Genomic DNA, 24,887 nt, shown 5'->3' with positions numbered 1-24,887 from the left:
ATAAGGTAGGTTCACAGTTCCAGAACGGCGCGCGCCATGGCCGCCACACGCGTGGCGTCGGGAATGCACGCGGCCTCCAGAACAGGATTTGATGAAACGGGTGCCCGCAACGCGCCCAGCCGTTTCCAGGGCCGGGGGCCGATCCGCTCGAATGTCTGGCAGGCGACTTCCGTGCCCACGCCGCAGACACTCTGGCCTTCTTCCAGCGTGAGGAGCCGCCCGGTACGGCTGACGGATGCCGTTACGGTATGGATATCCAGCGGCGCGAGACTGCGCAGGTCCACCACTTCACATGATATCCCTTCGCTTTCAAGCGATTGGGCCGCCTGTAGCGCCACGCGCGTCATGTAGCCATGCGTGACCAGCGTCAGGTCCGTGCCCTCGCGCCGGATGCTCGCCTTCCCGAACGGGATCAGGTCTTCGGCCAGCGTGACCTCGCCCGGCGTGGGGAAAAGCCGCTTGTGGTCGATATAGACCACCGGCCCGTCATCACGCAGCGCGGACTTCATCAGCCCATACGCATCGGCCGGAGTGGAGGGCGCGACAATTTTCAGCCCCGGCACGCTCATGAGCCACGATTCAATACATTGGGAATGCGCGACCCCCTGCCCCTGCGCGCCGGCGGTGGTCTTGACCACAAGCGGCGCGGTCAGGCGTCCCGCCGTTTTGTAGCGCAGCTTGGCGGCGTAATTTATCAGGGCGTCGAACCCCAGCATCAGGAAATCCATGTAGGTAATGCTGACAATGGGGCGGTATCCCGCCGCCGCCGCGCCAGCCGCGATACCAATGCTCGCGGCCTCGGCCACGGGGGTATCGCGCACGCGTTCGGGGCCGAACAGGTTGTACAGCCCGTCGAATTCACGATAGGACCCGCCAAACGCCCCCACATCCTGGCCCATGACCATGACATGGTGGTTGCGCGTCATTTCCTCCCGCACCGCCCGGGTCACGGCTTCGCGAAAGAACAGGCGCTGGGTGCTGACTTCCGGTTTATCCAACATGAAGCATGACCTCCCGTGCATCCGGATAGGGCGAGGCATCGGCACTGCCCAGCGCGCCTTCCGCGCGTATCGTGGCCTCAAGCGACAGGTGATCGCGTTGCGCTGCGTCCAGATCGCCGCGTTCCATCAGCACGGACACATAGCGCCGGATGGGACACAGCGCCTGCAGTTCGGCCAGTTCGGCGCGGCTGCGCGTTTCGCGCGCCGTTGTGGAATGTGAACGCAGGCGGATGGAAACACATTCCAAAAACGCAGGCCCCAGACCGGAGCGGACATGAAGCACCGCCTCCGCCGCGGCCTGCGCCACCGCACGCACATCCAGCCCGTCAACCGTGCGCGCCCACATGCCGAATGTCGCGCCCAGATCGGACAGCCGCGCCACCGCCAGCGCATCCGCGCGCGCGGTGGAAACGGAAAGCTGGTTGTTGTTGCACACGAACAGCAGCGGCAGTTTCCATAGCGCCGCCATGTTCAGGGTCTCATGCAGGGCGCCCTCCCCACACGCGCCATCGCCGAACATGATGGCGACGATCCCGCTGTCATGGTCCATCTGCCGCGCCAGCGCGACCCCGGCGGCGATGCTGATATTCCCACCCACCACGGCATGCGCGCCAAAAAAACCGGCCGCCGGATCCGACAGGTGGCCACGCCCCGCGCGCCCCCGGTTCATCCCCCCCGTGCGGCCCAGCAGTTCCGCCATCAGCCGCTCCGGTGCGACGCCGCGCGCCAGCGCCGGGCCGATGGAGCGCCCCCCTGTCAGAAGCTGGTCTCCTTCCTCCAGCGCCGAGGCCAGCCCCACCGCCACCGCTTCCTCACCCGAGGAAAGGAGCTGGAAGCCATGATCCCGGCGCCGCGCCAGCGCATCCTCGAACGCGCGGATCAGCATCATGCCGCGCAACATCTCAACCGGCGTCATGGAGCACTCGCGCGCAGCAGGCGGAACATGCCCGACGTGATGGCGTCGATACTGTCACGCAGCCCGCGTTTACGCACCGCGCTGACCAGTTTTTCAAATGCCTGCCGTGGCGGGATCTCGCCCCTGAGCACGCGCCTGATCATTGTGGCCATATGGTTTTCATCCACTGTGTCGGTAATGGTGGTGACAATCTGCCGCCGCCGTCCGCGCCCCATGCTGATCACTTCCTGTGGCATGACATCAGCCGCATGCCGCTGGACCGGGCACGCGGCCAGAAGTGCGGCCATGACGCGCTCCTGCGCCTCGAACGGCATGACGGCGTCGAGCGCGTTATTGACGACCACCTGCGCCAGACCCTGCGCAGCAAGCTCCACCGCCGCATCACCGCCAAGACGGTAATCCGTGCGCAGGGGCACGCCCCCCGTATCGGCCAGTATCCGGTCCAGGTCGGCCACGAACACGCCATGGCGACGGGATAGTTCGGTGGCCAGAAAGTTCAGCCGGCGGATACGCACGCGCAGCGCGTGGCTCCGGGTATGATCATCCTCGCCGGGAAGATCCACATGCCGGAATACCGTCATGATCACGACCGGATCGCCGCGCTCGCATAACGCGGCGCATCTGTGTTCCAGCATGCGTTCCGCTTCCGCCCATGGCACATGCGCGTTCGCCAGCTCATGGGCCAGCGAGACAACGCGCACGCTGCCTTCGGGCATATCAAGCAGGGCGTCATGCCCCGCCGCCGCCTGGTGCGACATGGTCACACCTTCCGCCCCCAGCCTTTCGCCCAGCAGGGCCAGCATGCGGGTCAGGGCCGGCAGTTCGTTTTCGGTGGTGAAGGTGGCAATATGGAGCTGCGTCATCGGGGCACTCCTTCATCCATGATGTGTGACGGCGGCACATTCATTGCCGCCATATACGCGTCACGCACGGCATCGGGTGTATCGAGCGTCCGGTAACGCGTGGCGATTGCGGATAGTTGCGGCAGGGAAAGGATGCGGGCATGCTCCTGCACGCTGTGCGTATCACTGAGGCTGCGCCATAATATGGGAAGCAGCGCCACATCCACACGCGGATGAGCCTGATAGAAAACGGCCTCCCAATCCTGGTCTTCCAGCGGATCCCGCCAGCCGCTGCGATGGATCATGTGGTAACTGCGCGCGGCGCAGGGCACCATTCTAAGCCCGGCCTGACACAGCCGCAGCGCGAGTTCGCGGTGTTCGTTGATCGAGATATCCGGGTGGAACCCGCCGGATTCCACAAAAGCCTGCCGGGGCACCGACTGGTTCGCGCCCGCTGCGGCGGCCCACAACACATCGCAATCCCCCTGGTGGCGCAGGGCGTCCATTTCCAGTTCATAAAGCTTGCGCGGCCCGTAACCGGGATAGACCCCCGGCTGGGCGCGCCGGTCAATCGCGGCGAAATCCGTCATGATCTGCTGGCGCGTCACGACCGCGCGCGCACGTTCGCCGGGGCTCATGCGTGCGACCCGTTCCTCTTCCCCCGGTTGCGGGGTGCCTGTCTGTGGATCGCGGAACGGGCGGGTGCAGCGCAGGTGATAATTTTCCCCCCGCGCGACCGCGCCCGCCTGCTGTACATGGGATTGCAGATGCTCCGCCACCAGATCGGGGCCCGCCAGGGTATCGCCATCCAGAAAGATCAGGATATCACCCGCAGCCACTGCCGCGCCGGCATTCGCGGCGGCGGAGCGCCCGGCCGCGCGGGCATGGTGGATGGCGACAATATCCAGCTCCCCCGCCGCCGCCCCGATCACGTCCATGGTGTGATCGGTGGAGCCGTCATTGACCACGACCACCTGCGCGCCTTCGCTCTGGCAGGCAAGCGATGTCAGCGTCAGCCGCAGGCGGTCGGCCTCGTTTCTGGACCGGATGATGACACTTGCTTTCATGGGTCCCTGTTCCTCACACTGTCAAATACGCCAATGTCGTCGAGTACGCGGGCTGTTTCGTATGTTACCTGTTCATAACCCTCGGGCGTCAGGTGAACGGTATCCAGTTTGAGCCTGTCCGTTCCATGGCGCGCGACAACAGCATCCACATCAATAATAGAGATGCCTATTTCTTGTGAAAGTTCCACAAGTGCGAGATTAAAACGCCGAATTCGGGTCGGATAGGTCTCATCCAGCCCCATATGGCAGTGAACGACGTCACCGGGCATAATAAAGGACAGGTTATAGACCAGTACCGGCACGTCGTTCACCGCACGCAGGCGCTCGACAATGGCGGCCAGATTGGACATTGACTGTTCCGGCGTGAGCAGACCCAGTGTTTCAAAATCCTGCCGCAGCCATGCCCTGTCCTCGCTACGCCAGTTCGCTATATCGGGAGCGTACAGGTAATAACCTTCCGTGCGGTGCCGCAACATGCTGGATGTCACATCGGGCTGGATCGACAGGATGACCGCGTCGGATGCGGTGGTGAATATGGCATCGCTGAACTGGCTGGATGCCGGATAACTGCCCAACGGCACATCGCGCGCGGCCAGTGAATCGGGCACGGATCCGGTTGCCGCCAGCAGGGCGTCCGAACGTGTCCATGTTTCGTGACGTACGCGCGCCGTCAATCCGGAATAGTTTTTACGGATAACGTCACTGATACCGTTCCAGCGTAATGCACCGCCGATCCGGCACGAATGCAGTGTGTCATGAACATCGACATTACCTTTCGCGAAGAGGGTCAGCCGCTGCATATGTCGCTCATTTTATTCCATTACGCGCATGTAACGCAGTGTCACAGGGAAAGATGCAGGCACGAAAAACCGTTACGTCAATATTTAACGATATACGGACACGGACAGCCGCATTGATGAACCATGCAATATTTATAAGGGAAACTTGCGATGCGCCCGTGGGTTCAGCCTGTCGGACAGGACTGGCTGGCAAGGAGAAACGGGTATGTCGGATTTTGTCGATTCACTCACATCGGCACATATGGATGCCGCCCCTGCGCAACCACAGGACACGCGGCTGGTCCAGAATCTGCGCCGGGCCAGTATTTTCATTCCGCTTTCCATGCTGCTGATCGGCATGTTCATTACAGCACTACATTGGTACATGACGCGCGGCGGGGCGGACATTCCTATGGAAAGTCCCGATTTCGTCAATAATATTGTTACATTACATGCGATTGAACGCCTGGGCGGCACGGATTCATGGAATCCCATGCTCGCGGTTCGGGACTGGTTATGGAGCAATCCCGATAGCGATGCCTACGAACACTTCTTTTTCGGGCTGGGAACCAAGTTCCAGTACCCGTTGACATCCCTGCTTGCGCTCCAGTGGCTGCCGTTGGGTGGCACGTCCGATATCCGTTTCCTCAACATCCTTGCAGTCCTGGCATGGATATCCATCGCACCGGGCATGATGCTGCTTGACCTGCAACTGGCGCGGCTTCTGACCCTGCCGGGCCAGCGCGATGGCCGCCTGTGGCTCATGGCCTGTGCGGCACTGGGCACGCTATGTTTCTATCCACTCATGCGCGCGGTCTATCTGGGCCAGATCCAGATCTTTCTGGACGCGCTGTTTGTTTTCGCCTGCTATTTCCTTGCACGCGGTCAGTCGAGATGGGCGGGTATCCTGATCGGGCTGTCCGCGCTGGTAAAACCGCAGATGGCGCTTTTCCTCCTGTGGGGCGCGGTACGGCGTGATCTGGCTTTTATCGGCGGGGCGGGGATATGTTGTGTCCTGGGCTATTTCCTTTCAGGTGTATTGTACGGATGGGCATGGCCGGTCAGCTACCTGCATGTGCTGGGCTTTATCGGCCAGCATGGCGAAAGCTTTTACGCCAACCAGTCCCTTAACGGGCTGCTTAACCGCCTGATCGGAAACGGCCCCAACCTGATATGGGATGCGCAGCATTTCGCGCCCTACAATGCCTTCGTCCACATATTAACCCTGTTCTTCACGCTGGCGATGCTTACAGCCGCGCTGTGGGTGGCCCGGATGGCCATGACCCCGCTGGCGGGCATAACATCGTTCATGATTGCAGCCCTGTGCTTTACGGCGGCATCCCCGGTCGCATGGGAACACCATTATGGCATCCTGCTGCCGCTGTTCTCACTGGTGTTTATGGCGCTGCTCCGGAACGGTCGGGAAACCACGCGGCGCGGGATGCTGTGGGGTTTACTGGCCGTGACGTTCACACTTTGCGCCAACTCATTGGCGCCGCTTAATTTTCTGGCCGATACGCCGCTGAATATCGTACAATCCTATCTGTTCATCGCGGCGCTGGGTGTTGCCGTTCTGGCCTTCATGCTCCGTCGCGATCTGGGGTGGCCCGCGCGTGGATGAGTGATCGCCTTATTCCTGACAAAAAATATGTAACGGTGCAGAGCAACCGCATGGGGACTGCTCCGTTCAACGGCAGGCGCTTTTATCAGCCTGGCCCGGTTCCCATGCGGCAAAGACATGCGCCATTACCACGGTTCCGATACTTGCGTTGAAAGCAACCTGTATTGAGGCGAAAATGGCACTGGCAGCATTGTCGGGTGAAAAGCCCTCATATCCTCTTGTCGTTGATCTGGACGGCACCCTGATTGCAACGGATCTTCTGATAGAATCCTTCTTCAGTTACATCGGTCGGGCTCCGGCCAGCCTGCCCCTTGTCGTGCTCTCGCTCTTTCGCGGACGCGCCTGCCTGAAGGATGTGCTGGCATCGCGCGCGCAGGTGGATGTGGCCACCCTGCCCTATCACCAGTCCGTCCTGCGCCTGATTGACGAGGCAAAGGCACAGGGGCGGCCCGTCTATCTCGCCACCGCATCGAACGAGCGTTTCGCCCAGGCCGTTTCCGCCCATCTGGGCCGGTTCGACGGGCTGTTCGCCAGCAATATGGACCACAACCTTGCCGCCTCCAACAAGGCGAAGGTCCTGATCGACAGGTTTGGCGACAAGGGTTTTGATTATGTCGGCAACCATCGTGACGACCTGGCAATCTGGCGTCACGCCAACCGTTGCCACGCGATCGGTCTTGACGCCAGATCGTCGCGCACCCTGAATACATTCGGCAATGTCGATATAATGGAAAAACCCCGCCAGTCGCTGAAAGTATGGCGACGGGCGCTGCGGGTACATCAATATGCCAAGAATGTACTTGTTTTCATGCCCGCACTAGCCGCGCATGATTTCAGTATTCATACAATGGTGGAAAGCTGCGTGGCTTTTGCGGCTTTCTGTGCGGCGGCATCGGCCATATACCTGCTGAACGATCTGGCGGATCTGGGCGATGACCGGCAGCACCCTTCCAAAAGGAAACGCCCCCTGGCCAGTGGCGCCCTGTCGGTTCATGCGGCGCTGGCGGCCATTCCGTTACTGGGGTTATGCGCCGTCATGGCCTGCCTGTTTCTGCCATGGCTGTTTTCCTTCACCCTTGCGGGTTATGTGGCACTGACAACGGGGTATTCCTTCTGGCTCAAACGCAAGATGCTTGGTGATGTCGTGGGGCTTGCGCTTTTATACACCGCGCGGCTTCTGGGCGGGGGAACCGCGACGGGAATAGTGCTGTCGGAATGGCTGCTGGCGTTTTCCCTGTTCGTGTTCACCTCTCTCGCGCTGATCAAGCGATATACCGAACTGCTGGTCCGTCTGGACGGGAACCTGCCGGAATCAAGTTCGCGGGCCTATCGCAAGGATGATCTTTTCATCCTGGCCGCGCTGGCCGCCACATGCGGCACAAACGCGGTCACGGTTTTCTGTCTTTATATTTCCTCTCCTGCAGTCAGGGAAATATATTTGCGTCCTTATATTTTATGGATACTTCCGCCCATCCTTCTGTTCCTGCTGGCGCGCGCGCTCATGGTGGCGCATCGGCGGCAGATGAACGATGACCCGGTCATCTGGGCGCTACGGGATCGTACCAGCCTGATTGCCGTGGGGTTTTCCACCCTTGTCGTCCTTGCGGCGATCTAGGATGACGCCACACGTCATGACGCCGGTAATGGCCCATCCGTTGGCGCGTCGTATTCCCGACTGGTGCGTACAGGCCGCACTGATCATATCCGCCGCCCTGTTTTCCATTGTCGTGTCAGGTTATGCCGGGGGGCAGGAAAACAATTATTATCACCTGCCCATTCTGGCGCGACTGTATGACGAACCACAATTTGCAAATGACCTGTTCATCCAGAGCCTGCGTTTTTACGCATCCGGTTTCTGGATGCTGTTCGCCGGTCACGCGCATGGGCAGGACGCCTATACCGTCCTGTTATTATGCCAGATCATATCACGGATAATACTGTTTACCGGGTTGCTGGCCTGGGCCAGGCTGGTGGGTGTTGCCGGTATCAGGGCGCAATGCCTGTTCGTCGTGCTGGCATCACTGTCTTCCCTGCTGCGTGGATATTCCCGCGCTGGTGACGGTGGCCTGCTGATCGATTATTTCACGCAGTCGGAACTGGCCAACGGAACCACCCTGCTCGCCCTTGCCTGGATGGCGCGACGGCGCGTGGCGGCCGCATTCGCGATGAATGGCGTGACCTTTTTCATCAACGCGTTCATCGCCGTCTGGACGGCGGTGCCGATGGCATTCATTATGTGGTTCCAGTGGCGCGAGGGAAAATGGCAACTACGCCCGCTATTGCTCCATGCCATGGCAGGGCTGGCCATTTTTGCCCTTCTGGCCGTGCCGGTGATCCATAATATCCGCATCAATCCCTATAGTACGGCTGTTCCCCCCTTTGACTACGTCACGTTTCTGGAGGAGTTTTTTCCGTATCATTTCCTGATATGGACGATACCTTCGTCAGATATCTGGTCTTTCCTGGTTGTATTCTGCTGCGGTCTGGCTGCGTCTTCGGCGTTGTCGGTAACCGGATCCTTTCTTGCCGTAGCACTCTGGGGGGCGGTCACGGTCTGGGTTGCGGGAATTTTCCTGCCCTTTGTCACCCATTCGCGCCTGCTGCTTAACCTGCACCTGCTGCGTTCTGGCACCACCGTTCACCTGCTGGCCGCCGTGGCGGTTGCCGGGCTTGCGACCCGATGGGTATTTTCCCGCACGGGATCAGACCGTTACATATGGGCGCCCGCGCTGATCCTGTCAGGCTGTACAAGTGACAGGATGCTGCCCCTGATCATTATCGTGCTGCTGTTGCGCCGGGCGATGCCGGAACCGGGCATAAGGCTGCGTTATGGCGTGGCGGCGGCATTGCTGCTGCCCGTCGTCCTGTTCAGCGTCGTACATGGGGTTCACGTCCTTTCCGCTGAACGACGGGTCATCGAACAACGAAACGACTGGCAGGCGCTGGGCCTGTGGGCACGGGCGCAAACCCCTGAAAACGCGATGTTCCTGCTTCCCCCCGGCACATCACGGGGGACGCGGCCCGGTTTCACGATCGATGCCGAACAGGACCAACTGTTCAATGGCGCCGTCGTATTCAATTACTTTTCGCACCGGCAGGCATGGATCATTCGGGCCTCCGGCTCAGCGGTGATGTGGGCGCCTGCCTATTACCCGACATGGCGCGACAGGCTGCTGGAGGTCGCCCGACTGAAGGACCTGCCCGCCCGCCTGCGCTACGCCGCGCAACATGACATAGCTTACGTAGTCGATCATTGCGTTCCATCCGATCCGTTCACGCCAATCGCGCGGTTCGGACGTTTATGCGTATTTGAGACATCCAGAGGAATAAAAACATGAAATTCGGGACCATCGTTCTCGTTCTGGTCAGTGTATTACTTTCTTCATCAGCCCAGATCCTGCTCAAGACCGGCATGTCCGCGCCACGCGTGCAAAATGCCCTGTCCGGGCGGGAGGACCTGCGGCAGATCATCTTCGCCATTGCGCTCAATCCTTCCGTCGTGGCGGGTCTCGTGGCGTTTGGCCTCAGCGCCATCGTCTGGCTTCTGGTACTGGCACGCATTGATGTCTCCCAGGCCTACCCCTGTGTGGCGCTGGGTATCGTGCTGACTGTGCTGGCGGGCATCGCCTTCCTGGGGGAGCAGATCCATCCCATGCGGATCGTGGGGCTGGTTGTAATCGTATCCGGCGTTATTCTTATGGCGCGCGCCACTTAGAAGCTTGTTGAAAAAGCTTCACCGGAACCTTCCTTGCACCGTGCGGGTGCGGCCCGGATTGAGTATATGCTGAATATGGAATAATGGCCTGAACCCGCCGGCCTGATTTTTTAAGGTACCCCTTCCCGACGCATATATGCGTCGGGTTCGGCCATGGCGTAATGCTCCGCCGCGGCCACAGGCATATCCGGTGGCATGAGCTGCGGCTGCGGCGCTACCGTCGCGCGCTGCAGGCTTACCCGGGCAATGGCCGCGATCAGCATGGCAATCAGCAGGTAAAAGTCAAGAAACCCCACTGTCGGGCTGGAAAGGCATGCCGCGATCAGGCGCCCGACTATTGCCGGTATCACGCCCTCGATCACCATGCGTTCGGGACCGGGGGGAATGGAAGCGCGCGCCCGCATGGCCGCCCGCAGCAGTTTCCAGTCAAAGACAAGCAGGCCAAGCACGCCAACCAGCCCGATGGTCGATAACAGCCCGGGCATGAGACTGGATGCACGGTTACTGCCCCACCCCACCCCAAGCCCGTAGGTTTCCCCCACCAAAGACATGGAATCATGATCCACCTGCGTACGGTCCTGATAGGACTGGCTGTCCTTTTTTTCAGTGGTGGACTGGAACACGAACTTCGCCGCCGGCACGACCTGCGGCGCGACGGTGACCAGCACCAGTATGCCGCACCCTGAAATCGCGGCCCCCACCAGCATGAGGCGCGTGATATTGCCCAGAACCCGGTGCGCGCCCGTGGCGATGGCCGCCACCGGCAACAGGCATATTTCCGCCCCCACGGTAATAAAGCCGGTGGTGGAGGTCGTGCAGGCCAGCGCCAGCGCGGAGGCCGGGATCAGCCACCTGGCCCACATCACGGAATATCCCTGAAGCACGATCCATACGCTGGAGAACAGGATTTCACTCAGGAACGAGGCACAGGCCGCCGGTTCCGAGAAAGAGGCGTTGATGCGTGGCACAGGCCCCGCCACCTGTGTATCAAGCACCGCCCAGCCGGGATTGGAGTAGAAAAACTTTTCGGCAAAGGGCACGCCCGCGACCCGGTGCCCGAACTGCCAGACACAGATGGCGACGACACACCAGCCAGACAGGAGAAAGGTGCTGTACAGCCTTTCAATCCGTATATCACTGCGCGTCAGGAACCGGGCGGCCATGACCAGAAAGACGGCATTGATGATCAGGTACATATCCTGTGAAATATTGCCAAAACTGGGGCCAAGTAATACCCGCCCCCCCACGGCATCGGTTTTCTGTGGCCAGACCATGACCTCATTCATGAACAGGCGCGGCATGATGAACGATGCCAGTAATGTCCATGTCACGACCATGATGAAGGGAAAACACAGGGCCATGACGGGCCTGTCACCGGGATAGCGGACACCCAGAACCCATTGCAGCAGCACAAAACTCATGAAAGCCAGGGCCGGCACCATGGTGGGCTGCACACCCAGCCCGCCAAGGATCAGCACCGCCGCCGCCGGCAGTATCCCCACAAGCAGCAGGATCTGGAGCATCAGGAAAGGACGCGCCCACAACAGCAGGCAGAGCGGAAACAGAATCATCCCGACTATTGGAACCGTCATTATGCGTCATCCCGGTTTACGCGGCGCCAGTTCCCTGCATGCCTATTGCGCCGCCTCCAGCCCGCATGCGCGCAGCCGGTGCATGGCCTGCTCCACGACGTGGAACATGGACTGGCGAAAAGATTCCTGCGAAAAACGCTGTGCATTGGCGCAGCAGGCCTGTGGCGTGACAAGCGCGTGCATGGCCTCGAACCGCTCGACGGCGGCGATGATGGCGTCCGCGCTCTGCTCGGCAAAAAAAACGCCGGTCGGGCCACCGGCGTCATCCATATCGCGCACGATATCGCACGCCCCACCCCGGCCAAATACAATCAGCGGCGTGCCGCAGGCCTGTGCCTCGACCATTGCAATCCCGAAATCCTCCTCGGCGGCGAACACGAAGGCACGGGCGTTGCGCATCATTTTCAGCACCTCGGCATCGCTGACACGGCCGTGCAGGGTAATGTTGGGTGCGTTTGCGGCCAGTGCCGCAATCCGCTCGCGCTCCGGCCCGTCGCCCGCCACATGCAGGGTCCGGCCCGGCATGCGGCGGAAAGCCTCGACCACCAGGTCGATCCGCTTATAGGGCACCATGCGCGAGACCACGACATAATCCCGCCGTGGCGATGTCGAGAGCCCGAACCGGCGCAGATCCACCGGCGGAGACACCACCGTCGCGTCCCGCCGGTAGACTTTCATGATCCGGCGCGCGATATAGCTGGAATTGGCCACGAACATATCCACCCCGGCGGATGAGCGTACATCCCAGTTACGCATCCGGTGCAGCAGCCAGCGCGCGTACAGCCCGCGTATCCCGCGCTCCATCCTGCCCTGCCGCAGGTAAGCGGCCTGCATGTCCCACGCATACCGCATGGGGGAATGCACGTAACAGACATGCACCTGGTCCGGCCCCGTAATGACCCCCTTGGCAACCGCGTGATTGCTGGAAATCACCAGATCGAATCCAGACAGATCCAACTGCTCGACCGCGATGGGCATAAGCCCCAGGTAATAGCGGAAATAACGCCGGGCAAAGGGCAGGTTCTGGATAAAGGTCGTATGGACCGCCCGCCCCCCCAGCATGGCGCGCTCCGCCTGTGGCATGAAATCCACAATGGCGAAAATCTCCGCCTGCGGGTACATGATGAGCAACTGCTCGATCACCCGTTCCGAACCGGCGTAATGCTCCAGCCATTCATGAACGATGGCGACACGCATCGTCTGATGCGCCGGACGTGACGGATGGACAACATTCATGGTCGTACCCTCCGGTTCGCTATGCGGCGGCATTTCGTGGCCGCGCATGAACCCCTATGCTTTACGGATTAAGGGACTGGACGTTATTCCTGTCTTCGGGCATCAATATTTCAATAGTGGCTGAAAGCACACGGGAATCGACGCCCCCGTGCAGGAGATACCCCCTTGACCCTGGAATCCCGTCACAAAACATCCCCTGTTTCTTCCGCCGCGAACACCCGCGCCGCGCCCCCTGACCGCCTGCGCCCGGCGCGGGGCGTTGTCATTGGCGTTTTACTGGGCCTTGCGGCATGGGCCATCGTGATCGGTGGCTTCTTCCTGTTCAGATAAACGCGGATACGACCCTAAAAGTGCCGTTCGTAAATCTTGATAACGTCACCGGGCTTTACGTAGTCATAGGGTTTGAGATACCCGACAACGGTATGGCCGCCTTCCTGCCGGGCTACATAGGCCCTTGTTTCCAGCGCGCGATAGGTAAAGCCCCCACCAGCGGCAACCGCTGTCAGTAACGTCATGCCCGGCTGATAGGGATACTGCCCGGGCTTCGCCACCTCCCCCAGCACCGCGACCAGCCGATAGGCCGTGACCTCGACCGAAATGTTGGGATCGCGCAACATACGCGCCGATTGCAGGGCCTTTGTCACCTCGGCGGCGAATTCATCGGTCGTAAGCCCTTCCGCCTGAAGGCTTCCGGCTACGGGGAAAGCGACCTTCCCGCTACTATCGACGCGGAAATCGGACGTGAACTGATCCTGTTCATACGTCATGACGCGAATTTCATCGTCAACGCCAAGACGGTACTGCCCGGGATCGTAAGGGGGCATATGATGAAGATCCCAGCCGGGCGAACAGCCTGCCAGCAGCCCCCCGATTACACCCGTAAACGCCGGGAGCCAGATGGCAACGCGGCGGGTCGTTGAACAGGTCGTCGGCATGCGTCGTATGCTCCTGTCATCATATCCCTCCCCGAACGCAGGCCAGACTTCCACGACACATGGGCTAGAGCGCTATATGAAATCCGACCAGAAAGTTATGGATCGGGAAGGCTCCACTTCCCACCGTGTTCTGGCTGCTGAAATCATAATTAGCTGTCAGGCGCATGTGGCGGCTGATCAGCCACTCCGCACTGGCGCCCGCACCGTATAACGTCTGGTTGTTACGTTCCTGATAGAGGACTGTATTCTGTAGAAAAGCGGGAGCGGTGGGATAGTTCGCTTTCTGCAACTGTACATATGCAGAAAAAACAATATTGCGCTGGTAGGTATGGGTAACGCCGATACGCGCGCCGGTAAAAGTATATCCCACCACGTTTTCGAACGCGCTGTCCTCGATCCCGTGGCGGACATTGGCGGTCACGATGGTCAGGCGCGAGGGCGTCCATGCGAACTCGGCTTCCGCCATGGGGGAATTGATGGTGCCGTAACCATTGCCCCGGTACCGACGCGTCTGGTAGCCCACCAGCGCGCGGAAACGGATCGGGCCACGCAGCCCGAAATCATACCCCCCCATGACCGAGGCCCCGTTCGAATCACGTGATGGCGTGTTTTCCAGCTTGTTCTGGTACCGGATTTCGGTCCCCTGCACCACCAGCAGGGCGTGGCTGTCCTGGCTTACTTCATACTGCGCGGTCACCCCTTCGGTAATCAGGGCGCGGTCGCGATAGTTCTGGTTGGGCACGAAGGCGGTGGCGGGCGAACTGCCGAAGGAATACCGCTGGATCTCACCTTGCGGGATGAAGCTCAGCCGCCCGTGCGTGGTGGCGGTATAGCTCAGCCTGACATCATCCACATTATAGGAAATGGGGCGGTTGACGATCAGGGCGCCCAGGTCGGTCGGCATCTGCACCAGGGTAAGATGCGTATAGGTCAGCCCGATCGAATCATGCGCGAAGTTATGGATTCCGCCTACATTGGCGTTCCAGTTCGTCCGGTTCTGTACGGAGCGGGAGGGATAGCGGATATCATTGACGTTGATATCGCCATGGACCTGATCGTGCTGCCCCCAGCGCGAAATGGCCGCCAGATGGCCCTGTGTCGATACGACGGGGCTGCTGTGGCCGCCCACGTTGCAGTCAACGTTGTTGTCGTATCCTTCCGACTCGCTCCCATCGGCATCAATGCGCAGGGGTCCGTAACGCTTGCCCTGCGGGGCATAGGCGCCCATGGCCTGCACCTGCGCGGGCTCCCGCAGCAGTTCACCCGCCTCGGTCCCGATGGCGGGGAAATATGTATTGATAACCTGACCGAATGCATTATCGGCCATAAGTAAAGGGGCGGTAGCGGTCAGGCTCAGCCGGAAGACCATTATTTTGCGCACCAGAAACCCTATCGATCGTTCAGTGAAGGATAGATGGAAAAAAACGTCATTCTATAAAGCGACCCCATTGGTATTCTTTCTTATTTACACTCGTTCAAGACCGCACTGAATAATCCTGTTACCTGCGTGGATAGAAATTTTCCAGCGTGGTATTGTTTGCATAATTTCTTGCCACGACGGTTGTCACGTTTGTGTTATTCCGGACGATATTCTTTTTTTAACCTCCTCATGAAACTTGGATCCCCGCCGCCACGTATAGGGCGTGGTACGGCCAGACGAGCACCCATGCATACAGCTCCCTCTGACATGGCTGAACCAGGTAAAAAACCACAGCATCAAATATTCTGGCTCTACATGTCCTGTATTTATGCGGAGTACATCATGGATGCTCATGTTTCCCATGCGGCAGTCGGGTCCGCCACGACGGCATTCGGCCTGGACAGTGAATCCCTGTTTGAGGCCGAGGATGTTGCCCTTCCTACAACCAGGCTTCGCCATCCCCATCTTTCGTGCGCCACGGCGCTGATCGCGACGGACTGCACGGCTTTCACCTTTTCACTGGGGGTGGAAGAAATGTTTTTTGGAAAAAACATTTATTACATGGATGGCGGATTTTTCATCTCCTGCTCCCTGTTTTTTATTTTGGTAAGCTATTTTGCATACCGGCGCCACTATACCGACCGCCTGCCCTTCTGGAACGAATCGGCACAGGTTGTCGGCGCGGCGATCATGGCGGCACTCGCCTCCGTCGTGCTGTCATGGGGCAGCATGCCCGTATTGCTGGCGCTGCTGCCATTTGGCGTGTTCCCGCTCATCGACATTACGCTGCGGCAGACCATAAAAAGACCCCTGCACTGGATGGGGCTGTGGCGTATTCCCGTTCTTCTGGCCGGTGAGCCGGAAGCCTGCGCGCGCGCCATAGAAATCTTTTCCAGCGAGCGCTTTCCCGGCCTGCGTTCGGTCGGGTGCGTTTCCTCCTCGCGGCTGCTGGGCATGTCCGGCGCGCAGCAGCATCGCAGGCTGCTGGCCCGGCACGGCGCGGTGCGCCTGCTGCTGGTGCTTGATACATATGACCAGCACGGGCAGGCCGTGATTGAGCATGTGACCCGTACACGCCTGCCCTTTACCCTCATGCCCGCAATGGGGGGGCTGCCGCTGGACCATGGGTGCCAGTCCTATTTCAGCCATGACGGCGTGATGATGTCGTTTCGCAACAGGCTGGACCACCCGCTGCACCGCGCGGGAAAGGTGGCGCTGGACCTGTTCGTGGCGTCACTGGTGCTGCTGGCCATACTGCCGGTTCTGGCCGTGGTTTACGCGCTGGTCCGGCTCGACGGTGGCCCCGCCATATTCGGGCATATGCGTATTGGCCGGGACGGACGCCCGTTCAGGTGCCTGAAGTTCCGCACCATGGCCGTCAACGCCGACGCCATCCTTGCGGACCTGCTGGCGCACGACCCGCAGGCGGCGGCTGAATGGGAAGCGACGCGCAAACTGACAGACGATCCACGCATCACCCCCATCGGGCGGCTCTTGCGCAAGACCAGCCTGGATGAGCTGCCGCAGGTCCTTAACGTGCTGCGGCTGGAAATGAGCCTGGTTGGCCCCCGCCCGATCGTAATGGCCGAGGAAGTCCATTACGGCAAGGACATGGCGTATTACACCGCGACACGCCCCGGCATTACCGGCCTGTGGCAGGTCAGCGGCCGTAGCGATACGTCCTATACCCGCCGCGTCCAGTTGGACAACTGGTACGTCCGCAACTGGAGCCTGTGGCGCGATGTCGTGATCCTGGTGAAGACCATACCCGCCGTGCTGGCGCAAAAAGGCGCCAGATAAAAGGATGCCGCCCCCTGCCCGCCCCCGGCAGGGGCCGGGTTTCCGCCCCTCCCACTCCGAGAGGACGCAAGTGATGAATACGCTCCAATTACCGTCATCCTATAACGGTGCTGCGCCGGAACCGGTGGCGATACAACAGGTTTCACCCTTGCATGCCTTCAGCGTCATGAACCGGCACCGCCTTGCCATTGCACTTGTCACGCTGGCGGTCGCCCTTCCGGCGGGGGCGGGAATCTTTTCGCTCAAACCTTATTACAACGCGTCCTCCATCCTGATCGTCGGCACGCGGCAGGCTCCGTTCCGTGACCTTCAGGCCACCGTCGCCTCGCCCGAGGTGGACACCGTGGCGGTCAACAGCGAAGTCAGCATCCTGCGCAGCCCCGCCATCGCCCGGGCCGTGGTGCAGAAACTGGATCTGGTCAACAACCCCGAAGTGCGCCAGACGCTGGATTCCGTATCCTTCGTCAAGCGTATCATGGATGTGGCAACCAGCTTTTTCGTCACCCCCGCGCCCCAGATACCCATGACGCAGAACGACCGCATCCAGGCCACCGCCACGCTGCTGGATCACTGGGTCACGATCCTGAATGACGGACGCTCCTATATCATCACCATCACCGCCAGCACGAGCGATGCGCTCACCAGCGCGCGGATCGCCAATGCCTATGCTGATGTCTATCTGGACTTCAAGCGCCACATGAAAATATCGGCCACATGGCAGGCCAACGCCATGCTGGATGAGCAGATCGTGCCGCTGCGCGAGCGCCTGCGCAAGGCGGAACAGGCGGTGCAGGCCTTTCGGGAAAAGAACGGCCTGATCGCCGCCGAACTGGAGCGCGCACCGGGCGCCAACGCCAATAATACCGATAATGGCGGCACAACGGTCACCGACCAGCAACTGACCCAGATGAACCACCAGCTTACCATAGCGCGCGCCGATCTGGAATCGCGCCGGGCGCGCTATGCCGAAGTGCGCACCGCCATAAGCAACGGCAGCCTTGACAGTATTCCCGATGCCGTCTCGTCCCCCCTGATCCAGCAGCTTCAGGCGCAGGAGGCGCAGATCAGCAGCCGCGCGGCAAGCCTGAGCCAGACGGTGATGGACGGCAACCCCGACCTTCAGGCCGAACGCGCGGCGGCGGCCCAGGTCCGCCGTCGCATCGCGGCCGAGGTCCACCGTATCGCCAGCAGCGCCGCCAAGGAACTGTCCAGTTCCGAGGCGCAGGTCACCGCGCTGTCGGCGGCCGTCAACCGGCTTCAGGGCCAGGTCACAGCCGAGAACGAAGCGGACGTGACCCTGCGCCAGTTGCAAAGCGAGGCCACGGCGGCGCGTACCGTCTATCAGGATTATCTGGGCCGCTTTGCCCAGACCTCCACGCAGGCGGAACTTCAAGTGGCCGAAGCCGACCTGATTTCGCGCGCGGACACGCCGCTCAGCCCGTATGGGCCGCCGCGCAAGCAGTACATGGCCATCGCGGTCATTTTTGCCCTGCTGATCGGCGCGGGGTCCGCGCTGGTGATCGACCGCATGCACAAGGGGGTCAGAAGCACGGCGGAGCTGGACGCCATTCCGGGGCTTTTCGCGCTTGGGCTCGTGCCCGCCTTTGCCGGGCCGCTGCGCCGCCAGTATGTCAGCCGGGAGCGTTCGGCTTATCTGGAAACCGTGGAATCCATCCGCAGCGTCCTGTCATTCGGCCATAGCCGTTTCCGCGCCAAGGTGGTGCTGGTCACATCGGCCGAGCAGGACGAGGGCAAAACCACTTTCGCCCTTTCGCTCGCCGCCAATACCGCGCGCTGCGGGCAACGCGCGCTGGTGATCGACTGCGACATGCGCAACCCGTCGGCCATGCGGGTGATGGGGGGGATCAGCGTGCTCCATAACAGCCAGATGCCGGTGGATGCGCTACTGGCCGGGCTGGAGCGCGACGTGCTGCCCGGCGTGGATATCCTCACGCCCGAGGGGATGCTGCACCGTGGCGGGGGCGCCATGCTGCTGCCCGAGGAGCTGGGGCAGATCCTGTCCCATGTCCGTTCACAGTATGACATGATCATACTTGATACGCCCCCCGCCCTTGCCTTTCCCGACGCCGCCGTCCTGTCACGGCAGACGGATGGCGTGGTCATGGTGGTCAAGTGGGGGCGGACCTCGCCTTCCACGCTGGTGCAGGCGATGCGCGCGCTGCGCACCTATGACGCGCGCACGCTGGGGGCGGTGCTGACACAGGCCCCGCCGAACAGCCTGGGTGAGGCGGAAAAACATCCGTTCCGCATCTACAGCCATTACGGACTGCTGCCCCCCGGATGAAACGCCGCGCAACCTTTGGAGTGCCCTGGTGAGCCCAGCCATCTATGTCAACGGACGCTTCATGACCCAGCCGCTAAGCGGAGTGCAGCGTTTCGCCCTTGAAATCAGCCATGCGCTGGCCCGCATCACGCGCGCGCGGGGGGAGCCGCCGCCGGTCATGCTCACCCCGGCGGCCCCCCTTACCGAAAGTGCCACGCCGGACCTGCCCCGGCGCGTGGTGGGCCGCTGGCACGGGCAGATATGGGAACAGCTTGAACTGCCACGGGCCGCGCGGGATGGCGTCCTGCTCAATCTTGGCAACACCGCCCCGCTATGGGGGGGGCGGCGGATCGTGATCATCCATGACGCGGGCATTTTCAGCCAGCCGGGTTCCTATTCATGGAAATTCCGGCTGTGGTACCGGCTTTTGCATACCCTGCTGCGCCATACCCGCGCGCAACTGGTTACGGTGTCCGAATTCTCGCGCATGGAACTGTCCAGGTACCTGCGCATTCCCGCCGGGCGCATCGCGGTCATGAGCGAAGGGGCCGAACATATCACGCGCGTCCCCGCCGATACGACAATCCTGGCACGCCATGGGCTGAGCGCGGGGCACTTCGTGCTGGCGGTGGGCAATCTGGCGCCACACAAGAACCTGGCCCGGCTGGATGCGCTGGCGCGCGTGCTGGCGCTGCGGGGCATTCCGCTTGTGATCAGCGGCAGTGTGAATACCACCATATTCAACGCCAGCGGCATGCAGTCCCTGCCCAGGCCCGCCACCTATGTAGGGCGTGTCAGCGATCAGGAACTGCGCGCGCTGTACGGGGCCGCCGCCTGTTTCGTGTTTCCATCCCTGTACGAAGGATTTGGCCTGCCGCCCATGGAGGCCATGGCCTGCGGCTGCCCGGTGGTGGTGGCCGACATTCCCGTCCTGCACGAAATATGCGGCCCGGCGGCGCTATATGCCGACCCCCTTGACCCCGAAGCCATCGCGCGCGGCGTGACGTACCTGCTCGATACCCCCCCCAGGGCGGAGGAGATGCGGGCGGCCGGTCTGGCGCGGGCCGCCGCCTTTACATGGGACCGGGCGGCACAGTCCCTGCTGGAAATCGCGAGGAGCATAACCCCATGAATCCACATCATCGCGGTGGATGGGCGCGAAACATGGCGCGGGCGTGCATCGGCGGGGGCGTGCTCATGGGGTTTGCCCTGCCCCGCGCCCATGCCGATCCGGCCACGCAGTCCGTATGGTGCAGCATTACCGAGGCCAATAGCCGCCGGCTGTTCATAAGCGATCCCGCCCACCTGCCCACGACCTCACGCATGACGGTGTTTTCCTATAGTGGCCGCTTCGCCCGCACCGTGAACATGCGCTACGGCCTGCATTATGTTCTGGTGGGGAATTACTGCCTTGCCTTCCCGACCCCCCGCCGCGCCGCCATCGCGCATGCCGACATGATTGCGCATCTGGCGGACCAGAATTTCCAGATCGTTACCGTTGGTATTTTCTGACCCCGCGCCGAGGAGACATGTTCATGACCGCGCAGACCGCCGCCCCCTTGCGCATCCCTGCCCAGCCCGGCCACGAATACAGGGTCCATAACTGGCCACCCCGGAATGCAAGGGCCACGATACCCGGCATCACCCGATATTACGCCGCCGCGAACACGCCCGTGGCCGGGCCTGATGTTCTTTCCGACCGGTTGGGGCATGAGGACGGAAATTTCCTCTCCCGCCTGCTCCGCCACCAGTTACATCATGTCCTGGGCTTTGATTTCGGAGGGACATGGCGCAGGCGGGCGGAGATCCTGTCCGCAGGCGTCATCTGGACCCATACGGAGGCACAGGCCCGCGCGGTTCTGCTGCTTTACCTGCTTACGCCGCTGCGCTTCCATCCCCCCCTTATCGCGCAATGCGACTGGCTTGGGGACCGCTGGGCGCTTGAACCATCATGGCGCAGGGCGATCCTGCGTTCGCTGCTGTCACGCGCGGATGTGCTGACCTTCGTCTCGGCTGAAGACATGGCATATGCCCGCGCCCTTTTTCCGGGGCAGCGAATGGAATGGGTCGGGTCTGCCGCCCCGCTTCCTGAACCACCGCACCAGCCGCCCCGTACGCCGCAAACGCCCCTGCGGATCCTGTCATTGGGCCATGACCCACGGCGGGACTGGACCGCCGTGCTGGACGCCGTGGCGTTACTGCCGCCGGACATGGCCTGCCATGTCCATGTCGCCACACTCTGGCGCAGGGCGGTTCCTGCCCATGTCCGTGCCTTCCCGCGCCAGCCGTCCCTATTCGATCAGGCGGATATTGTTGTCGTGCCCCTTACTGAAAAGCTGCATGCCGCCGACCTTGCGGTAATCGAGGAGGCAAGCCGGCATGGCCTGCCGGTCATCGCCACCAATACCGGCGGCCTGCGGCATTACCTGGATGCGCAATGCGTGTTTTATGTCCCCCCGGGCGACCCGCCTGCATTGGGGCAGGCCATCGCCACGCTTGCGGGCGATCCCGAGCGCCGTGCCGCCATGGTCCGCCATGCCCGCGCGCGTATCCGCTCCTTTCCGGTGTCATTCACCCACACGTTGCGTCATGTCGCCCTTTCACGCGAACTGCTTGCGCGGGGGGAAACGGCGCAGGCCGCCAGTTCCGTCGCGGCCATACCTGCCGCGCGTGACCTGAAGATCACGGTCGGGATCGCCACCAGCGGACGGCCCGCCATCCTGCGCGAAACCATTGCGGAACTGCGCCGCCAGAGCCATGCGCCCCGGCGGATCATCGTCTGCGCGCCAACACCGGCGGATGTGGCAGGGCTGTCCCCCGCCCCGGATCTCGAGATCCTGCAGGGGCCACGAGGGCTGGCGCATCAGCGTAACGTCATTCTGGATCATGTGGACCAGGCGGATGTCATCCTGTTTTTCGATGATGATTTCCTGCCCGACCGTGACTATCTGGCGGTCTGCGCCAATGCGTTCGCCTCCGCCGCGGATATCGTGGGCACGACCGGGCGGGTGCTGGCGGATGGGGCGAAGGGGCCGGGCCTTACGGTGGACGGCGCACGCCGCATGCTCGCTGACCCGCGCATCAATAACACCACCACCCAGCCCGCCCTGCAGCCCGCGTGGAACGGTTATGGCTGCAACATGGCCTATCGCCTGTCCGTCATCAGGGAAGCGGGGCTGCGCTTTGACGAGCGCCTGCCGCTTTACGCCTGGTATGAGGATATCGATTTTTCCCGCCAGATGGGGCGGCTGGGGCGTATTGTACGGGCCAACGGGGCCAAGGGCATCCACCTGGGCAGCAAACTGGGGCGCACGCCCGGCCGAAGGCTGGGTTATTCGCAGGTTGCCAACCCGTTATACCTGTCGCGAAAGGGAACTTTCCCCCTGGATCATGCGCTGCGCAGTATCGGGCGCAATATCGCCATGAACGCCCTGCGCAGCCTGTGGTCCGAACCCTATATCGACCGGCGCGGGCGTATCGTGGGGAACTGGCTGGCGTTGCGTGATGCGCTGCGTGGCAGCCTCTCGCCTGAAAAGATACTGACCCTGTAGCCGACAGAGGCCATTTCCATGTTCTTTTCACTTATTGTGCCTACATTGGGCCGGGTCGGGGAATTGCGTGCGCTACTGGATTCCCTGACCCGCCAGTCCCTGACGACATTCGAGGTCATCATCGTCGACCAGAATGGTGACGACCGGCTTGTGCCCGTGGTGAACGATTTCACGGACAGGCTGAACATCACGCACCTGCGCAGCACGGTCCGGCAGTGTAATCACGCCCGCAACCTCGGGGCCAAGCGGGCGGTGGGCGATATTGTCACCTTCCCCGATGACGACTGTGTCTATACCGACACTGTGCTGCAGACCGTAAACGAACTGTTCGCCAGCTTCGACAAACCCGATTTCATTACCGGCTCCGTCATCACGCTGGAGGGGCTGCGCGGAAAATCAGGGCGCTGGCATCCGGTCGAGACCCCCATCAACAGCCATAATGTGTGGACCTGCCTTATCGAATTCAATTTCTTCATCCGCCGCACGGCTTTTACCGCTACCGGCGGGTTTGATGAAGGCGTGGGGCCGGGCACGACTTTCGGCTCGGCCGAGGGGCAGGATCTGGCGTTACGCCTGCTCGAAAAGGGGTTCAGGGGGTTGTACGTCCCCTCGCTGCACATCATGCATCCCGACAAGCCCGTTACCCTTACGACCGCACGCGCGTACAGCTATGGGTTGGGAATGGGGCATGTCATGCGCAAGAACCATGTTGGCGTGGCAACCGTGGGCACCTTTCTCCTACGCTCCGTCATGGGCGGTCTTGTCTACCTGCTCAAGGGCGATATTCCCCGGGCGCGCTATTATTTCCTGACCTTCCTTGGCCGTATCAGGGGTTATCTCTCGTTGCGCGCGGGCGCGGTCACACCGGCTCCCGCCACCGGGTAAGCCGCGCGGCCCCGGGGAGCAGTCGCTTCCGCACCGCCGCGTCGGCGCGAAAGGCGGGCGCGTACCGGCTCATCGATCCCCTTGAGCACCGCAAGCGAGACCCCGAGTACGGTTATGCCGACCAGCGGCATCTCCACCATGGGCATGCGGTGATGGGTCGCGGCCTGAAACAGGCCATTGACCCAGCAGAAGACCGGGTAATGCAGGGCATATAGCGGGTAGGAAATTTCCCCGCCCCATAGCGAAAGCCGGGCAAGACCGGGGGACAGGCGCACACGCGCGCCCGACAGGACAAGCAGCGGGGAAAATACAGTTATCCAGATCATTTCCACGCCACGCGGAACCTCAACCGGCCACAGGAACAGTATGGCCATGATCCCCATGCAGGTTACGAATACAGCGGAGTGGACCATAAAAGCCGGGCATGACGGGGCAAGGCGGTACAGGGCCACCCCAATGAAAAACGAAGCCCCCACCCGTGGCAGCCCACTCCAGAACGTGGCGGGCACATCCCCGCCCAGTCCGGTGACATAGAGCAGCGGAACACATGACGCGATCATGCCGATGGCAAGGTAGCGCTGGTCCACGCGCCGCAGGGACCACCAGTACAGGTTGATGAACAGTTCCAGAAAAAGGGAGTATTGCGGACCATTGAGCGGAAAAACCTGCGGCCCGCCAAGGGCGTGCGGCGCCCATGGATAGGGAAGGTTCAGCAACGCCAGCACCACCGCCATGAAAATGGCCGCATGCGGGATGTCCGTGCCATTGAGCCGCCCACGGGAGATGACATAGGCCGCGCCAATCAGGGTCGCCACAACAATCACGGGCATGAGCCGGACAAGGCGGCGGCGGAAAAACTGCCCCATGGACAGCGACCCGGCCCCCACCATCCGCCCCCCATATGACAGGGACAGCACATAGCCGCTCAGGCAGAAGAACAGATCCACCGCAAGGCCGCTATTGACCGCAAGGCCGGGAACATCCAGCCAGTGCCCAAGGTGATAAACCATGACCGACAGGGCCGCGAAACCACGCACCCCGTCCAGAGCCGCGTAATGGTGCCGTGGACCATCCATATTCCGCTCCCGTTACGGATCATGTGACCCATGATCCCCACGACGAAACAGGCCGCTACGCACAAAGATTTTCCATGCGGGAAAAATATTTTTGTGACGATGCCAAGGCATATGAAATCCATTGAACACCGGGCCGGAAATACTTGCATACCGGATGGCTTTTCTTG

The 24,887-nt window shown here is 61.5% G+C and carries 21 protein-coding genes; 11 read left to right on the top strand and 10 right to left on the bottom strand.

All coding sequences use genetic code 11. From position 1 onward, the window contains the following. Nucleotides 1–11 precede the first annotated feature (11 nt). Genes LDL28_RS01555 through LDL28_RS01535 form a run of 5 tightly spaced genes read right to left on the bottom strand, consistent with a single transcriptional unit; the run spans nucleotide 12 to nucleotide 4,626 of the window. Entirely contained in the window at nucleotides 12–1,001 is a 990-nt protein-coding gene (locus LDL28_RS01555) for an alpha-ketoacid dehydrogenase subunit beta (protein WP_233056897.1), read from the bottom strand. Then, nucleotides 991–1,917, bottom strand: a complete 927-nt coding sequence (locus tag LDL28_RS01550) for a thiamine pyrophosphate-dependent dehydrogenase E1 component subunit alpha (RefSeq protein WP_233056896.1) — start codon at nucleotides 1,915–1,917, stop codon at nucleotides 991–993. Before LDL28_RS01550 ends, LDL28_RS01555 begins: the two co-directional genes overlap by 11 nt. Beyond that, a complete protein-coding gene (locus tag LDL28_RS01545; protein WP_233056895.1) occupies nucleotides 1,914–2,780 on the bottom strand; it encodes an SGNH/GDSL hydrolase family protein in 867 nt (288 codons plus the stop codon). Before LDL28_RS01545 ends, LDL28_RS01550 begins: the two co-directional genes overlap by 4 nt. Beyond that, a complete protein-coding gene (locus LDL28_RS01540; protein WP_233056894.1) occupies nucleotides 2,777–3,826 on the bottom strand; it encodes a glycosyltransferase in 1,050 nt (349 codons plus the stop codon). Before LDL28_RS01540 ends, LDL28_RS01545 begins: the two co-directional genes overlap by 4 nt. Continuing rightward, on the bottom strand, nucleotides 3,823–4,626 hold the full coding sequence (locus tag LDL28_RS01535) for an SGNH/GDSL hydrolase family protein (RefSeq protein ID WP_233056893.1): 804 nt from the start codon (nucleotides 4,624–4,626) through the stop codon (nucleotides 3,823–3,825). The genes LDL28_RS01540 and LDL28_RS01535 overlap by 4 nt, the downstream gene beginning before the upstream one ends. Before the next feature lie 205 nt (nucleotides 4,627–4,831). Here LDL28_RS01535 and LDL28_RS01530 point away from each other — a divergent pair, with 205 nt between their 5' ends. The 4 genes from LDL28_RS01530 to LDL28_RS01515 all read left to right on the top strand — a co-directional run bounded on the left by LDL28_RS01530 (nucleotide 4,832) and on the right by LDL28_RS01515 (nucleotide 9,941). After that, complete coding sequence (locus tag LDL28_RS01530; RefSeq protein WP_233056892.1) at nucleotides 4,832–6,226, top strand: glycosyltransferase family 87 protein; 1,395 nt, start codon at nucleotides 4,832–4,834, stop codon at nucleotides 6,224–6,226. Nucleotides 6,227–6,401: 175 nt separating this feature from the next. Then, nucleotides 6,402–7,841, top strand: coding sequence for a UbiA family prenyltransferase (locus LDL28_RS01525; protein WP_233056891.1), 1,440 nt, complete (start codon nucleotides 6,402–6,404; stop codon nucleotides 7,839–7,841). A 16-nt stretch (nucleotides 7,842–7,857) separates the two neighbouring features. Further along, nucleotides 7,858–9,564, top strand: a complete 1,707-nt coding sequence (locus LDL28_RS01520) for a hypothetical protein (protein ID WP_233056890.1) — start codon at nucleotides 7,858–7,860, stop codon at nucleotides 9,562–9,564. Next, the gene (locus tag LDL28_RS01515) at nucleotides 9,561–9,941 is read left to right on the top strand and encodes a multidrug efflux SMR transporter (RefSeq protein WP_233056889.1); all 381 of its coding nucleotides are present in this window, start codon (nucleotides 9,561–9,563) and stop codon (nucleotides 9,939–9,941) included. Before LDL28_RS01520 ends, LDL28_RS01515 begins: the two co-directional genes overlap by 4 nt. Before the next feature lie 110 nt (nucleotides 9,942–10,051). Here LDL28_RS01515 and LDL28_RS01510 read toward each other — a convergent pair whose 3' ends face one another. After that, nucleotides 10,052–11,533 (bottom strand): hypothetical protein, encoded by a 1,482-nt coding sequence (locus LDL28_RS01510; protein ID WP_233056888.1) that lies wholly within the window; start codon nucleotides 11,531–11,533, stop codon nucleotides 10,052–10,054. A 42-nt stretch (nucleotides 11,534–11,575) separates the two neighbouring features. Continuing rightward, nucleotides 11,576–12,817, bottom strand: coding sequence for a glycosyltransferase (locus LDL28_RS01505; RefSeq protein WP_233056887.1), 1,242 nt, complete (start codon nucleotides 12,815–12,817; stop codon nucleotides 11,576–11,578). Nucleotides 12,818–12,934: 117 nt separating this feature from the next. Here LDL28_RS01505 and LDL28_RS01500 point away from each other — a divergent pair, with 117 nt between their 5' ends. Then, nucleotides 12,935–13,099 carry a hypothetical protein gene (locus tag LDL28_RS01500; RefSeq protein ID WP_233056886.1) on the top strand — a complete coding sequence of 55 codons (165 nt, stop codon included), beginning with the start codon at nucleotides 12,935–12,937 and terminating at the stop codon, nucleotides 13,097–13,099. Between the two features lie 14 nt (nucleotides 13,100–13,113). Here LDL28_RS01500 and LDL28_RS01495 read toward each other — a convergent pair whose 3' ends face one another. Together LDL28_RS01495 and LDL28_RS01490 are read right to left on the bottom strand one after the other, a co-directional pair. Beyond that, the gene (locus LDL28_RS01495) at nucleotides 13,114–13,704 is read right to left on the bottom strand and encodes a polysaccharide biosynthesis/export family protein (RefSeq protein ID WP_233056885.1); all 591 of its coding nucleotides are present in this window, start codon (nucleotides 13,702–13,704) and stop codon (nucleotides 13,114–13,116) included. A gap of 64 nt (nucleotides 13,705–13,768) precedes the next feature. After that, nucleotides 13,769–15,085, bottom strand: coding sequence for an outer membrane beta-barrel protein (locus LDL28_RS01490; protein ID WP_233056884.1), 1,317 nt, complete (start codon nucleotides 15,083–15,085; stop codon nucleotides 13,769–13,771). A 381-nt stretch (nucleotides 15,086–15,466) separates the two neighbouring features. On the opposite strand from LDL28_RS01490, the gene LDL28_RS01485 reads away from it, so the two are divergent. The 6 genes from LDL28_RS01485 to LDL28_RS01460 all read left to right on the top strand — a co-directional run bounded on the left by LDL28_RS01485 (nucleotide 15,467) and on the right by LDL28_RS01460 (nucleotide 23,644). Beyond that, complete coding sequence (locus LDL28_RS01485) at nucleotides 15,467–16,924, top strand: exopolysaccharide biosynthesis polyprenyl glycosylphosphotransferase (RefSeq protein ID WP_233056883.1); 1,458 nt, start codon at nucleotides 15,467–15,469, stop codon at nucleotides 16,922–16,924. Nucleotides 16,925–17,072: 148 nt separating this feature from the next. Next, nucleotides 17,073–19,229, top strand: coding sequence for an AAA family ATPase (locus LDL28_RS01480; protein ID WP_233056882.1), 2,157 nt, complete (start codon nucleotides 17,073–17,075; stop codon nucleotides 19,227–19,229). A 28-nt stretch (nucleotides 19,230–19,257) separates the two neighbouring features. Further along, entirely contained in the window at nucleotides 19,258–20,340 is a 1,083-nt protein-coding gene (locus tag LDL28_RS01475; protein WP_233056881.1) for a glycosyltransferase family 1 protein, read from the top strand. Continuing rightward, nucleotides 20,337–20,720, top strand: a complete 384-nt coding sequence (locus LDL28_RS01470; protein ID WP_233056880.1) for a hypothetical protein — start codon at nucleotides 20,337–20,339, stop codon at nucleotides 20,718–20,720. Before LDL28_RS01475 ends, LDL28_RS01470 begins: the two co-directional genes overlap by 4 nt. Nucleotides 20,721–20,743: 23 nt before the next feature. Then, on the top strand, nucleotides 20,744–22,759 hold the full coding sequence (locus tag LDL28_RS01465) for a glycosyltransferase (RefSeq protein WP_233056879.1): 2,016 nt from the start codon (nucleotides 20,744–20,746) through the stop codon (nucleotides 22,757–22,759). A gap of 18 nt (nucleotides 22,760–22,777) precedes the next feature. Further along, nucleotides 22,778–23,644, top strand: a complete 867-nt coding sequence (locus LDL28_RS01460; RefSeq protein ID WP_233056878.1) for a glycosyltransferase family 2 protein — start codon at nucleotides 22,778–22,780, stop codon at nucleotides 23,642–23,644. Here LDL28_RS01460 and LDL28_RS01455 read toward each other — a convergent pair. Beyond that, nucleotides 23,593–24,720 (bottom strand): acyltransferase, encoded by a 1,128-nt coding sequence (locus tag LDL28_RS01455; RefSeq protein ID WP_233056877.1) that lies wholly within the window; start codon nucleotides 24,718–24,720, stop codon nucleotides 23,593–23,595. The two genes, LDL28_RS01460 and LDL28_RS01455, sit on opposite strands and share 52 nt — an antisense overlap. Nucleotides 24,721–24,887: the final 167 nt, after the last annotated feature.

Source organism: Komagataeibacter sp. FNDCR2 (genome assembly GCF_021295395.1).
In the GTDB taxonomy this organism is placed as follows: Bacteria; Pseudomonadota; Alphaproteobacteria; order Acetobacterales; family Acetobacteraceae; genus Komagataeibacter.
Note: the sequence above shows the minus strand (reverse complement) of the source record. Positions and strands in the feature narration are given on the sequence as shown.